At 40.6% G+C, this 13,145-nt stretch carries 16 protein-coding genes and 4 tRNA genes; 15 read left to right on the top strand and 5 right to left on the bottom strand.

The window, feature by feature from the left end:
• Nucleotides 1-13: 13 nt before the first annotated feature.
• The 5 genes from orn (at nt 14) to QUE86_RS09660 (ending at nt 1,429) form a co-directional block, all read left to right on the top strand.
• The gene (gene orn, locus QUE86_RS09640; protein WP_178926543.1) at nt 14-559 is read left to right on the top strand and encodes an oligoribonuclease; all 546 of its coding nucleotides are present in this window, start codon (nt 14-16) and stop codon (nt 557-559) included.
• Nucleotides 560-814: 255 nt separating this feature from the next.
• Nucleotides 815-890 (top strand) — tRNA-Gly (locus QUE86_RS09645).
• A gap of 101 nt (nt 891-991) precedes the next feature.
• Nucleotides 992-1,067: transfer RNA gene (locus QUE86_RS09650), tRNA-Gly, on the top strand.
• A 101-nt stretch (nt 1,068-1,168) separates the two neighbouring features.
• Nucleotides 1,169-1,244, top strand: a tRNA-Gly gene (locus tag QUE86_RS09655).
• A gap of 109 nt (nt 1,245-1,353) precedes the next feature.
• A tRNA-Gly gene (locus tag QUE86_RS09660) sits at nt 1,354-1,429 on the top strand.
• A gap of 77 nt (nt 1,430-1,506) precedes the next feature.
• Here the strand turns inward: QUE86_RS09660 and QUE86_RS09665 are convergent.
• The 3 genes from QUE86_RS09665 to QUE86_RS09675 form a co-directional block, all read right to left on the bottom strand.
• Complete coding sequence (locus QUE86_RS09665) at nt 1,507-1,932, bottom strand: secondary thiamine-phosphate synthase enzyme YjbQ (protein WP_286256871.1); 426 nt, start codon at nt 1,930-1,932, stop codon at nt 1,507-1,509.
• Nucleotides 1,929-2,396 carry a chemotaxis protein CheX gene (locus QUE86_RS09670; protein WP_054554140.1) on the bottom strand — a complete coding sequence of 156 codons (468 nt, stop codon included), beginning with the start codon at nt 2,394-2,396 and terminating at the stop codon, nt 1,929-1,931. The genes QUE86_RS09665 and QUE86_RS09670 overlap by 4 nt, the downstream gene beginning before the upstream one ends.
• A gap of 73 nt (nt 2,397-2,469) precedes the next feature.
• On the bottom strand, nt 2,470-2,904 hold the full coding sequence (locus QUE86_RS09675) for a transcriptional repressor (protein ID WP_054554141.1): 435 nt from the start codon (nt 2,902-2,904) through the stop codon (nt 2,470-2,472).
• 94 nt (nt 2,905-2,998) lie between these two features.
• Here QUE86_RS09675 and QUE86_RS09680 point away from each other — a divergent pair, with 94 nt between their 5' ends.
• The 9 genes from QUE86_RS09680 to QUE86_RS09720 all read left to right on the top strand — a co-directional run bounded on the left by QUE86_RS09680 (nt 2,999) and on the right by QUE86_RS09720 (nt 9,228).
• On the top strand, nt 2,999-3,619 hold the full coding sequence (locus tag QUE86_RS09680; protein ID WP_130049847.1) for a MarC family protein: 621 nt from the start codon (nt 2,999-3,001) through the stop codon (nt 3,617-3,619).
• A 98-nt stretch (nt 3,620-3,717) separates the two neighbouring features.
• The gene (locus QUE86_RS09685; protein ID WP_130049846.1) at nt 3,718-4,197 is read left to right on the top strand and encodes a hypothetical protein; all 480 of its coding nucleotides are present in this window, start codon (nt 3,718-3,720) and stop codon (nt 4,195-4,197) included.
• A gap of 236 nt (nt 4,198-4,433) precedes the next feature.
• Nucleotides 4,434-5,411: a tRNA dihydrouridine(20/20a) synthase DusA gene (dusA, locus tag QUE86_RS09690; RefSeq protein WP_130049845.1), complete on the top strand. Its 978-nt coding sequence runs from the start codon at nt 4,434-4,436 to the stop codon at nt 5,409-5,411.
• 235 nt (nt 5,412-5,646) lie between these two features.
• Complete coding sequence (locus tag QUE86_RS09695) at nt 5,647-6,321, top strand: PspA/IM30 family protein (protein WP_167658741.1); 675 nt, start codon at nt 5,647-5,649, stop codon at nt 6,319-6,321.
• 10 nt (nt 6,322-6,331) lie between these two features.
• Complete coding sequence (locus tag QUE86_RS09700) at nt 6,332-6,538, top strand: PspC domain-containing protein (RefSeq protein ID WP_054554145.1); 207 nt, start codon at nt 6,332-6,334, stop codon at nt 6,536-6,538.
• A 9-nt stretch (nt 6,539-6,547) separates the two neighbouring features.
• The gene (locus tag QUE86_RS09705; RefSeq protein ID WP_130049843.1) at nt 6,548-6,874 is read left to right on the top strand and encodes a hypothetical protein; all 327 of its coding nucleotides are present in this window, start codon (nt 6,548-6,550) and stop codon (nt 6,872-6,874) included.
• A gap of 80 nt (nt 6,875-6,954) precedes the next feature.
• Entirely contained in the window at nt 6,955-7,461 is a 507-nt protein-coding gene (locus QUE86_RS09710; RefSeq protein ID WP_130049842.1) for a copper chaperone PCu(A)C, read from the top strand.
• Nucleotides 7,462-7,469: 8 nt separating this feature from the next.
• On the top strand, nt 7,470-8,456 hold the full coding sequence (locus QUE86_RS09715; RefSeq protein WP_130049841.1) for a DUF2333 family protein: 987 nt from the start codon (nt 7,470-7,472) through the stop codon (nt 8,454-8,456).
• 4 nt (nt 8,457-8,460) lie between these two features.
• A complete protein-coding gene (locus tag QUE86_RS09720) occupies nt 8,461-9,228 on the top strand; it encodes a TIGR04219 family outer membrane beta-barrel protein (RefSeq protein WP_130052207.1) in 768 nt (255 codons plus the stop codon).
• Nucleotides 9,229-9,261: 33 nt separating this feature from the next.
• On the opposite strand, the gene QUE86_RS09725 is transcribed toward QUE86_RS09720, so the two are convergent.
• Nucleotides 9,262-10,149, bottom strand: coding sequence for a TIGR03899 family protein (locus tag QUE86_RS09725; RefSeq protein ID WP_167658739.1), 888 nt, complete (start codon nt 10,147-10,149; stop codon nt 9,262-9,264).
• The gene (locus QUE86_RS09730; protein ID WP_286256885.1) at nt 10,118-10,585 is read right to left on the bottom strand and encodes an SRPBCC family protein; all 468 of its coding nucleotides are present in this window, start codon (nt 10,583-10,585) and stop codon (nt 10,118-10,120) included. The genes QUE86_RS09725 and QUE86_RS09730 overlap by 32 nt, the downstream gene beginning before the upstream one ends.
• A 298-nt stretch (nt 10,586-10,883) precedes the next feature.
• Here QUE86_RS09730 and QUE86_RS09735 point away from each other — a divergent pair, with 298 nt between their 5' ends.
• Nucleotides 10,884-13,079: a bifunctional diguanylate cyclase/phosphodiesterase gene (locus QUE86_RS09735; protein WP_286256887.1), complete on the top strand. Its 2,196-nt coding sequence runs from the start codon at nt 10,884-10,886 to the stop codon at nt 13,077-13,079.
• Nucleotides 13,080-13,145 lie beyond the last annotated feature (66 nt).

A 13,145-nucleotide genomic window follows, 5' to 3' on the forward strand; every position in this document is an offset into this window, starting at 1 on the left:
CGCTAAGGTAACTATGTCTTTTCATAAATCAAATCTTATCTGGCTCGACCTGGAAATGACTGGCCTCGAACCAGCAACAGATAAAATACTCGAAATTGCCACTGTTGTCACCGACAGTGATTTAAACATCTTGGCTGAAGGCCCTGTTATTGCTATTCATCAAAGTGATGAACTGCTTAATGGCATGGACGAGTGGTGTACGACTCAGCACGGACAATCAGGTTTAACAGCTCGCTGTAAAGCCAGCACATTCACTGAACAAGATGCTATTGATCAAACATTGGCATTTTTAAAGCAATGGGTACCTGCGGGTGCTTCGCCTATGTGTGGTAATTCTATCGGCCAAGACCGCCGCTTTATGAATAAGTACATGCCTGAATTGGAAGACTACTTTCACTACCGTAACCTTGATGTGAGTACCGTTAAAGAGCTTGCACGTCGTTGGAAACCTGACGTACTAGCGCAAGTGAACAAAAAAGGTTCACATCTAGCCCTCGACGATATCAAAGATTCGATCATGGAATTAAAGATTTACCAAGAAAAATTCTTTAATTTGTAAAAAACATTTGCAAACACATCGGATTATTGTAGAATCCTGCCCCGCTTAAGACGTTAACCCCCGCGGGGTTGGTATGTCTTTAAGTAATTGAATGCGGCACTAGCTCAGTTGCCAGAACGTTTCACCGCAACCTTCAGGTTGTGCGACAACGGACAAATTACTGACTACTTAAAAGCGGCACTAGCTCAGTTGCCAGAACGTTTCACCGCAGCCTTCAGGTTGTGCGACAACGGACAAATTACTGACTACTTAAAAGCGGCACTAGCTCAGTTGGTAGAGCGCAACCTTGCCAAGGTTGAGGTCACGAGTTCGAGCCTCGTGTGCCGCTCCAATTTCTCACCAAAAGAAATTGGCTTAAGTTTCGAGGGGAAAGTTGAAAGCACCAAGCTATTCCAACTTTTAACTTGAGTCTTATAACTAGTAACTTATTGTGCGGCACTAGCTCAGTTGGTAGAGCGCAACCTTGCCAAGGTTGAGGTCACGAGTTCGAGCCTCGTGTGCCGCTCCAATTTCTCACCAAAAGAAATTGGCTTAAGTTTCGAGGGGAAAGTTGAAAGCACCAAGCTATTCCAACTTTTAACTTGAGTCTTATAACTAGTAACTTATTGTGCGGCACTAGCTCAGTTGGTAGAGCGCAACCTTGCCAAGGTTGAGGTCACGAGTTCGAGCCTCGTGTGCCGCTCCAATTTCTCACCAAAAGAAATTGATATAAGTTTCAAGGGGAAAGTTGAAAGCTCCAAGCTATTCAAACTTGTAACTTGAATCTTGTAACTAGAAACTAGAAACTATTTGATGCGGCACTAGCTCAGTTGGTAGAGCGCAACCTTGCCAAGGTTGAGGTCACGAGTTCGAGCCTCGTGTGCCGCTCCAATCTCTAAAAAATCCCAAAAACACTTTCTTAAATAATTTAGTTAAAGCCAAGTTTTGCTTACAGCTTAAAGTTAGTTTTAGATCTGACCTTGGATCGTGGCGACAATGCGTCTAGCGCCACCATGGTCACGGTGTTCACCTAAATAGATGCCTTGCCATGTGCCTAGCATTAAGCGGCCTTGGTTAATAGGTATGGTGAGTTCAGCACCTAATGTACTGCTTTTTATGTGGGCTGGCATGTCGTCATCACCTTCATAATCATGACGATAATAACTTTGTCGTTCTGGTACAAAGTGATTGAAGTGACTTTCCATATCCATTCGCACAGTAGGATCGGCATTTTCGTTAATTGTTAAGCTTGCAGACGTATGCTGAATGAACAGGTGTAATAAGCCTACTTTGTATTGCGTTATTTCAGGAAGTTGACGAAGTAGCTCGTCATCAATGATGTGAAAGCCTCGCGAACGAGGCTTCAATTGAATGATTTTTTGCTGCCAGCTCATAGTTTATCAAAGCTAACTTCAATATTGGCGTTACCATCAGCAGAAGTGAATGGAATTAACACCTTGGCACCTTCACATTTATGAGCGATTGTATGTCCTTTACCAGACACGACAACTGGCGTAGCCATATCAAACTCATAGCCTTTTTCGCCGAGTAAGTTTTTAGCGCCACCTGTCACCATGTTAGTAATTTCACCTACCATGTCGGTTACTTCTTCGTTCACCGTATCAGGGCGTTCACCTAGCATTCTTTCCATAATGGTTAGTGCCAGATTTTCATCAAAGGTGATTGAAAGTGAACCTTTAGTTTGTGGGCCAACCATACCAATCAAACCTGATACATCGCCACGGGCTAATTCATCTTTTTTTAAACTAGGTTTGCCCGGCTTTAATTCTGTTTGAGCCATGGTGCTCAATACATTTAATAATGATGATAAAAAAGGGTTGATGAACTCCACATTCATTATTTAATTTCCCTTAGGTTTCGAAATGCCATTAATCATACTTTAAGTGTAGTGGTTGTTTCAAACACCGCACTTATTCTTTGCACTTTTCGCACTTGCCATGTGCTTCGATAGTTTGTCCTGAGACAATAAATCCACTTTCTGCAGCTAAGTTATTAAGCTCATGAGATATTACTGTTGAATGTAATTCTTTTACATAACCACAGCTGTCACAAATTAATAATTGTACAGGGTGAATGTGATCAAAATGATGGCACAACATAAATGAGTTGGTGCTTTCAATTTTATGAATAAAGCCAAGTTCCGATAAGAAATCGAGCGCTCGATAAATAGTGGCTGGTTTTGCGCCTGACTCAGTTAATTTGAGTTGTTCTAATAAGTCATAAGCACCGACACCACCCTGCGCACTAGCTAATAGGCGGAATACTTTTTCACGGATAGGTGTGAAACGTGCACCACGATTATCGCATACTTGTTTTGCTTTACTGACGAGTGATTCTATATTCATCTTCTCTTATCCTTACGCTACCGTGATATACTAACATACTGTATTGTAGTTGCAGTGTTTTTATTCGCTAACACGTTTCAAGGGAGTTTTCTTAATGAATGAATTGTTAGCTGCGTTCATTTTCTTTTTTGCCGTCATTGATCCGATCGGCACTGTACCCGTTTTTATTGCAGTTACACGCTGGGATGATGCTAAATTTAAGCGCAAAGTTGCGTTAAAAGCTGTTGGTGTTTCGGCACTGGTTTTATTGTTTTTCGTTGTGGCTGGTGAGTTACTTTTAGACGCGATAAATATTCCGCTTTCGGCGTTTCAGATTGCCGGAGGTATTGTTTTATTACTTTTTGCTTTATTGATGATATTCGGTGAAAGTAAACCAGAAACAGAGATCAAAAGCGTTCGAGATAGCACTGAAACCGCTATTTTCCCGTTGGCGATACCTTCAATTGCCAGCCCAGGTGCCATGCTAGGTGCGGTATTGATGACCCGAAATACCGAATACACTTGGTATGAGCAACTTATAACCTCATCGATCATGCTTTCTGTATTAGTAATCGTGCTGGTTTTATTACTGCTTGCTACACATGTTCATAAGTTAATTGGTGATAGTGGCGCGAGTATCATTAGCCGGGTGATGGGCTTAATTTTATCGTCAGTGGCGGTTACTAATATTTTAGGCGGTATTGCTCACTACTTTGGTTTAAGTGTTGTCGGCTAGTTTTAATTTAAAGTGCATTTTCAGTGATTTAAACTTTGAATAATTGCCTTCTTTTATCTAACTTTAAAGAAGGCAATATAAAATTTAAGGAACAAAGAATGCTAATCAAAAATGTCGTCTTATCTGTTTTTCTGATTTTTAGTTTAGGTGCTTGCATGGAGCCGACCTATGATAGTGGTAAGCTAAAAGTCATCGAAGTAACAGATCATGATTTTAAAATTAATGGTGAAAGCGCAGTAACCGTGATTGTTGGTCATGCCAATGTGGCGGAATACAGCTTCTCACTTCGTAAAAGTGATTTAAAGAAAGGCACGCTTCTGCAGTCTGTGTCTGACAGTAATCCAAATGTACGTGCTGATGGTACCTTCTTTAGTGAATATTATGTGCAATCAAAAGATCATGATACGCGCGCATCAATTGAAATTGTAGAAATGGATCCTGTTGAGAAAGTAGCGCGAATTGCAGTGGGTGCTAAGCTCGTTAACCTGAAAAACGAAGACTACAAAGAGCTTGAAATCACGGTATTGGAGCTTACAGGACAAAACCTTGAGCATCTTCTAAATGAAGTGAAGATGTAACTTTTCCATTTTTGCTTATTCATCAAAGAAGTGAGTTTGCAGTACACTTCTTCACCTCTTTTCATCATCAGATCTTTGATTAAGCCATGCCGTGAGCTTGCTTCGGTGGTATAATGGCTGCAATTTTTCATTTCGGTGCATACCAATGGGGTATGTGTCATCGCTATTTTTAGCGTTCATCGTATTAGGTAATTTAAGTTGCAAGTAAATGCATTGATCTTAAAAGGGGCCATGTTATGAGCACAACGACATTAAACCGCCGTTTTTCCGTGGCACCCATGTTAGATTGGACTGATCGTCACTGTCGAACCTTTCACCGTAAAATGACTAAGCACGCTGTGCTTTACACTGAGATGGTGACAACAGGCGCTATTTTATTTGGTAAAGGCGATTACTTACACTTTAATGAGCATGAAGGGCCAGTCGCATTGCAACTTGGTGGATCAGATCCTGAAGCTTTGGCTAAGTGTGCAAAATTAGCGGCAGAGCGCGGCTATCATGAAGTTAATTTAAATGTGGGCTGTCCGTCTGATCGCGTGCAAAATGGTCGTTTTGGTGCTTGTTTAATGGCTGAGCCTAAACTGGTTGCTGACTGCGTTGCTGCAATGAAGGCCGAAGTGACTATTCCTGTTACGGTTAAAACTCGTATTGGTATTGATGAGCAAGATTCGTATGAGTTTTTATGTGCCTTAATAGAAGCAAGTCATGATGTTGGTTGTGATGACTTTATTATTCATGCGCGTAAAGCGTGGTTAAATGGCTTAAGCCCAAAAGAAAATCGTGAGATCCCACCTCTTGATTATCCTCGTGTTTATCAGCTGAAAAAAGATTACCCGCAACTACACCTAAGCTTGAATGGTGGCGTGAAAACGATTGCTGATAGTGTGGCGCACCTTGAGTATGTTGATGGCATCATGATTGGCCGTGAGGCGTATAGTAATCCGTTTATTTTGTCTGAAGTAGACGAAAATATTTATGGTGATGAAGCCTTTACACTGAGTCGCCATCAGGTTGTGCGTGCAATGTATGACTACATTGAAGATGAAATGAGTAAAGGCGCTAACTTTTGGCATATTGCTCGCCACATGTTGGGGATTTTCCAAGGCCAACCTGGGGCGCGTGGTTTTAGACGCCACCTTTCAGAAAAGGGTCATGGTAAAGCGGCTGATTTATCTGTTATGGATAAAGCCTTGAGTTTTGTCCCAGAAGCCTAATCAAATATCCTATTAAAAAGCCACATTTCGTGGCTTTTTTTGATCCTAAAATTTAGTGAAAAAGTTAATTTTTTAGTCAAATTAGTTATTTTTCATTCAGTCACTAGTCAGCCAAAATCTCAATAAATCCACTTCAACTGATTGTATTTAAATAATAAATTTTGTTTATTCGTTAGTTGGCACAAGAATTGGAATCTCCTAGCTGTATTAACCCAATAATCAACAGGAGAGTCACATGGGTGTATTAAATCGCGTAAATGACATTATTCAGGCAAACCTTTCTGCAGCATTAGATAAAGCTGAAGATCCTGAAAAGTTACTTAATCTACTCGTGCAAGAAATGCAGGATGCACTGACTGAATGCCGTGCAACCGCTGCGACATTTTTAACGCAAGAAAAGCAAATGAAGCGCGAAATCGCAGCTAAACAAGCGAAAGTAGCTGACTGGCAAGCTAAAGCAGAAAAAGCACTAAGTAAAGATCGTGATGATCTTGCCAAAGCTGCGTTAGTTGAAAAGCAGCGTTTAACGACAGAAATCGAAGCGCAACAAGCTGAAATGGATAAAGTTGCTGAGTCACTCGCAAAATTGACAGAAGACTGCCAGCGTTTACAAAACAAGCTTGCGGATGCAAAAGCCAAACAGCTGACTTACATGCAAAAAGAACGCGTTGTTACAGCACGTTTAAAGGTTAAAGAGCAGCTGCATAGCAGTAAAGTTGAAGATGCATTAGCACGTTTTGACTACTTAGAGCAGCGCGTTGAAAACATTGAGTCACAAGTTGAAGCGTATGAACTTACGCAAAGTGATGCCGCAAATTCAACAGCAGCGCAAATTGCTGCCCTTGAGAAAGATGAAGCAATCGATAAACAGCTTGCTGATTTAAAAGCAACGATGAAGCAGTCGGCTTAGGAGGTTTATGATGAATACTTATCACACATCGACACGTTGGTACCGTGATCTGAGTAACAAAAAGATCTCGGGTGTGTGTAGCGGACTCGCTGCACGCTTAGGCTTCCCTGTGTGGTCAACCCGTTTGGTAATGATCATACTACTTATTCAAATGCCGCTGTTAATTGGCGTGGGTTACTTAGTGGCTCATTGCACTTTACCAGTAAAAGGCTACTAGGAGTCGATCATGAAAACGTTAGCTATCATCGTTCTAGCAATGTTACTACTATGCACTGATGTAGTTTCATTTGTATCGTTTGACTCATGGCAGTTGCCCTTATCAATTGCTGATATGAGTTGGGCTGGCCTTGAGGTCATCGGAGCAATTGTAGCTGTGATTGCTGTCGTTGCTGGTGTTGCGCTATTCACTATTGGTCTACTTGGCGCAGGTGTTGTTGCTCTGATTGGTGTTGTGCTTGCGTTTTTATTTGGCTCAGTAATGATTGCATGGCCTCTTTTATTGATCGCAGCATTGTGTTGGTTGATCGCCGATAACAAAAAATCACCAGCTTAAGGTACTATTAAACTGCCTTAATACATAAAATATGCTAAATTTAGCGGGTAAGTTAATGTCTTAACAAGGATTAAAACATAATGAAACTATGGCCCGCACTCTCTTTTCTTACCGCAAGTTTAATCACGAGTACCTTTTCATTTGCCCATAGTGGCCATGACCATAACGATGTTGCTGAAGTAACCGTAAGCAACGCGCAGGTACGTGAGTTTTTACCAGCCAGTAAAGCAAGTGTTGCTTATTTAACTATTACCAACCCAAGTGAGCATGCAACAGTACTAACTAAAGCGGAACTGGATGGTTTAGGACGTGTTGAAATCCATCAGCATACCCATGTTGATGGCATGATGAAAATGGAGCAGGTTTTATCATTAAAGATCGATGGTCATAGCAGTGTTGAGTTTAAACCAGGTGGTTATCACTTAATGGTGTTTGAACCTGAAGATCAACTAAAAGCAGGGCAAGAGCGTAAACTCACGCTATATTTTAATGATGGCAATCGAGTTTTCACCCAAGCCAAAGTTGTGTCTTTACAAGAAATGTCTGAACAGGCAGCACAAAAAAGTAAAGAGCACTCACATCACTAGGAGGTATTATGTCTGAGCATAAAGGAAAAATAGCCAGTGCATTACTTATTGTATTAATTATTTTTTACGCGATTGCTGTTTACTGGAGTAGTGAGCCGGATCGCATGGATGTTGTTAGCAAGGCAAAACAAGAAGCGCAACTGCGTGGCGAAAAGTTTGTCACTGGCTACACAACAACGTCAACACTGATTGATGTTGCAAGTACATTGTTAAATAAGCCTGGTGGTTATTTATCAAATGATATGATGCCACCTAGTGTGATGATGGATAATATGCCTGCCTGGGAATACGGCGCACTTGAGATGACCCGTGATTTAGTGTTGTCTATGCGTAAAGACTTCAGCCGTTCACAATCGCAATCTACTGAGCATGAAGCTCTAAAAAAAGCCCAGCCACAGTTTAACATTAGCTCTGTTGCATGGGCATGGCCGAGTGCTGAAACAGAGTATCAAAAGGGCATTGATTTATTGGTAGTGTACCGTACTCAAATAGCGGATCAGAACGATCGTGATAGCCAGTTTTATGCCCGTGCTGATAATTTACGCAGCTGGTTAAAAGAAGCTGAAAAGCGACTTGGCAGCTTAAGTCAGCGATTAAGCGCGAGTGTTGGTCAAGACCGTTTGAATACAGATTTAGCTGGCGACACTGCAGCTCATCAAGCAACTTATACACCTTTGCAAAACCAAGTGAAAACATCTTGGTGGCAAATTGATGATGTGTTTTATGAATCTCGTGGTGCAACGTGGGCATTACTGCACTTTTTACAAGCGGTTGAATATGATTTTGCTGATGTATTAGAAAAGAAAAATGCTCGTGTTAGTCTGCAACAAATTATTCGTGAATTAGAGGCCACACAAGAAACAGTGTGGAGCCCAATGATTTTAAATGGCAGTGGCTTTGGTTTTGTAGCTAACCACTCATTGGTCATGGCGAATTATATTTCTCGAGCCAATGCGGCTCTAATTGAACTTAGCGAACTTTTAGCGCAAGGATAAAATGATGAAAAAGTACTGTTTAGCAGCAGCCCTTTCAATGGCTTGTTTAGCCCCAACAGCGCAAGCTGATACATTATTAGGTTTATACTTAGGTGTTGATGGCTGGCAATCAGATAACAGCGGTAGCTTTGCTCAAGACGGAAACTTACAAAGCTTTAAATTTGATGATGAAACGTTTACGAGCTACTACGCAGCGCTTGAGCACCCAGTGCCGTTAGTACCAAACATTAAACTAAAATACACTGAGCTTGAGTTAAATGGTGATACCACCCTAGATGAAACCTTTAGCTTTGGTGGTTCAGATTACGTTGTAGGTACGCAAGTAGGCACTGTCAGCGATTTATCACACATCGACTATATTCTCTATTACGAAATCTTTGATAATGATTTAGTTTCTATTGATTTAGGTGTGAATGCGAAACAATTCGACGGTGAAATTACGGTAACGGGTACATCGCAAGATGGTGGCCAAAACACGACTGAGCGAGTTGATTTCTCTGGTTTCGTACCTTTAGTTTATGGCCGTGCTGAAGTTGGCTTACCATTAACGGGTTTAAGCGTATTCTTTGAAGGTAGTTTACTAGCTATTGACGATAGCAAAATTCAAGACTATCAGGCGGGCATTGCATACGCTTTACTTGATAACTTAGCAATTGATATGGATATTAAAGCGGGCTACCGCTCAATGACATTAGAGCTTGATGATATTGATGATATCTACACAGACTTAGATGCATCAGGCCCATTTGCGGGTATTCAAATCCACTTCTAATCGAGCCATTCGATTTATACTAAGCTGGCTGCTTTATTTTAAAGCTTGCCAGCTTACTTCAAATTCATCTTCTAATGCTGTTGATAATATTTGCTTATAAGCTTTGTTTATTGGCGATGCAATTAGCTTTCGTAACTCATCACCTGTTTGAGTAAACTTATAATAACTGAGTACCAAGTCATTACTTTTCGCTATTAGAACCAAGCGTTGATTCATAAAGCTCAGTACTAGTTCTTGGCCAGCTTTTAAAACGGCTGATTCGATTTCTTTTCGGTATAGTAAGTTAATATCCATTAAGGTAAGAATATCAGGAAAGCTAACGGGAGTTTTTCCTAAGTTAAATGACACTTTGTTACCCTTTCTGAGCAAATCAAACAGCGATGGTTTTTTATAAAAGCCGAGTAAAATTAAGTGGCTGTTGTCTTTTTCATTAAAGCCACACAGTGATGTACAGCGTTGAAGGGCATCAGCTTCTCGCTGAGTCATGTGTTTAAGTGTTTGCAGGCTTTTAATTGAAAAGGTACCCGGTGAGACTGTTTCACCAGCTAGTATTTTCGCCCACAGTTTCTGCATTGATGAGTTCGCTGTGTCTTCACATAAACTAATAAAACGCTCTATCCAATCAAAATCGGGCTGTTGTTGACCAGTAACATCCGGGCAAAAAGCCATGGCCATCGACATAATGGTTTCGATATTTTCTTGGCGCTTTATAAATTGAATTTCTTGGCGAGTTTGGGCGCGCTCTAAAAGGCTGGCTTGAGCTCTTATTTGATAGGCTAGCTGTTGCTGACCTTGTGCTGAGTAGCTGTCATTATCAGCATGGTTAATCCTAGCAGATGAGGCTTTATGAATTGGATAGCCGAGCTGATTTTCTATGATATTAGCAAGATTAACTCTTGCTTGAGCTGCTTTCACTGTCATCGGTAGCAATCGCCTTCTCTTTTGTTGCTAACTGCGCATGGGTTTTGATGTTATTGAGCGCCAGCTTTACTGTGTTATTGAGAATATACTGGCTTAATAAAGCAAGGTAGCCACCAATAATTGGGGTATTAACCTCACCATTTAGTGAACACTCAATATTAACGTTATCGCCTTCAGGTAAATAGCGGATAGTGCCTTGGGTAATGTGTTCTTTATTAAATAATATATTAAATGAAAGCTGAGTATTGTCGAGTTGGGTGATGGTCATTTCACCTTCGCCAAAGCGACTTTGCCAAAATTGATGTGCACCAACGCCCTGACTTGGCTCAGCAATGATAAATTTAATGCTCGGGTCCACTGCCTGCCATGGTTGCCACTTTGGCCATTGACTAAAGTCGCCAACAAGACTCGCAATCTCGGCGCCGCTTGCGTTCACTTTAATTGACTTGTGAACAGTATATTGCGGTGAAAGCATCAGTCCAATGACAAGTGAGATCAGAATGCCGATAAAAATCGCTTTTAGGGTAAAAATGAGTATTTTAATAGTCTCACCTCAGGCAATTGTTTTATAACTTTCATAACATTATACGTAACATAGACTATAATCTGTTTGATACTATATAAGCTATCACTAATGTATCATAGTTAAATAAGTGATAGAATTTTGAGCGTCGCTGTAAAATGGAGTGGAACCATGGTTACAGTATTATGGGCATCACTCTAAGGAATTATTAATGGCATCAGAGAGTAACGACTTTTTGTTTAGTGACCAAGATGACGAACAGTTAGTGGATGAAACTGTCTCTGATTTTTGGGACGTATTAATTGTCGATGATGATCCAGAAATACATTCAGTGACTAAGCTTGCTCTTTCAGGGGTTGAGTTCTGGGACAAAGGCTTGCGGTTCCACCATGCCTATTCAGGTGCAGAAGCACTCGAATTACTTAAAAATGATCATTCGATTTCGGTGATTTTACTTGATGTAGTCATGGAGTCAGATGATGCTGGCTTAAAAGTTGTAAAGCAAGTTAGAGAATGCCTCAAAAATCACAACGTGCGAATTATTTTACGAACCGGACAACCAGGTTATGCACCTGAAGAAAAGGTTATCCGCGAATACGATATAAACGACTATAAAACCAAAACAGAACTAACACGTAGTAAGCTTATTACTGCACTTGTTACTGCTATTCGCTCATATGAGCAAGTTTGTCAGCTAGAATTTCAAAGCCGCGCTTTAAATAATATTTTGTATGCATCAAAAGCCATTCTTGGTTTTACCGATATCAAAGCTTTTTCGATGGCGGTTATCAAACAGCTTTCAATTATTTTGGATTGTGAACCGCAAGGCTTACTGTGTGGTTCAATCGAAGATGATAATCAGGTTTATGTTTTAGGCGGTTGCGCTCAATACAATGATTTTATAGGTCAAGGTGTTGAGCAACTTGATGATGGTCGTATCATCATGCAAGTGAATAATTGCTTGGCGCAAGGTGAACATCAACATACGGATATTGACAGTACATACTTACTCAAAAGTAAAAATCGCCAAGCAGCTATTTACTTAGAAACCGAGCACACGCCAAGTCCTTCGCAATTACAATTTGCCGAGATATTCCTGACTAATGTCAGTGTTGGCCTTGATAATGTTAGATTGTTCAACCGTTTACGCGATGCTGCATATAAAGATATTTTAACTGGCTTATCGAATCGTAATGATTTCATGAATAAAGTTGAGCGTTACTATCAACCGGGTAAAAGTGATTTTGTATTTTTATTAATTGATGTTGCGCAATTCTCTGATATTAATAACGGCTTAGGTCAAGAGATCGGTAACTTATTACTGAACGCAATTGTCGATAGGTTACAACAAGAGTACCCTAATGCTGAGTTGCTCTCACGTATTGGTGCAGATGTGTTCGGTCTATTGTTACCAGTTAATGAGTGTGATGTTGAGCTACTTCGCGAGCATTTAAGTTTGCCTTTTAATGCGGGCGAACACATTTTGCCAATCAATTTTAACATCGGTTTATGTTATCAAGGTGACTTTCAAAAAGCGGGAATTGAGACATTAAAACTGGGATACATTGCTCTTAACCAAGCTAAAAAACAATCTTCTGAAATGGTGGTGACTTATACCCCAGATATGGAAGAGAAAATGGCGTGGCGTTTAGGTATCATCAGACAACTTCGCCAAGATTTCGAACAACGTAAATTAGAGGTTTGGTTTCAGCCGCAACTTGATTTAAATACCCTTGAGATTATTGGCTGCGAAGCGCTGCTTCGTTGGCCTTCGGGTAATGGTCAGTATATTTCACCGGCGATTTTTGTTCCTATGGCTGAAGATGCAGGCTTAATTGTTGATATAGGCCAGTGGGTGCTAGAGCAAGCATGTTTGCAGCAAAAACGCTTAGAAGCATTAGGCTTTTCAATAAGTATTGCTGTGAATGTGTCGGTGCCACAATTTAAAGTTAAAGGCTATGCACAGCAAGTTAAAGACACTTTAACAAAATACAATGTAGAGCCGCAGTTTATCGAACTTGAAGTAACCGAAAGTGTGGTTATGGATGAACTAGCTAATGTGATCACGACATTAAAAGAGCTTAAAGAGTTTGGCATTGAGATTGCGATTGATGACTTTGGTACAGGGTTCTCGTCGTTGAGTTATTTGCAAAAATTGCCGCTTGATAGACTTAAAATTGATCGTGTTTTTATTAAAGATTTACCAGGTCAAGATTGTCAGGCGATTGCAGCGTTAATTATTTCTCTTGGTGCAAGGTTAGGCTTAAAAACTATTGCAGAAGGGGTCGAAACACAAGCGCAAGCAGATTATTTAGCCCAGCTTGGCTGTGATGAAGTGCAAGGCTTCATGTACGCTAAGCCTATGCCAGAAAAAGAGTTAATTACCTACCTGCAAGCTAGGCAATAGCCAGTTCCAGTAAGTGCATACTAATTAAACAGCGCCCTCCTATGTGAAGGGCGTTTTGTTTTCTAT

Origin of the sequence: Pseudoalteromonas apostichopi (genome assembly GCF_030297135.1) — a bacterium.
Classification (GTDB): Bacteria; Pseudomonadota; Gammaproteobacteria; order Enterobacterales; family Alteromonadaceae; genus Pseudoalteromonas; species Pseudoalteromonas apostichopi.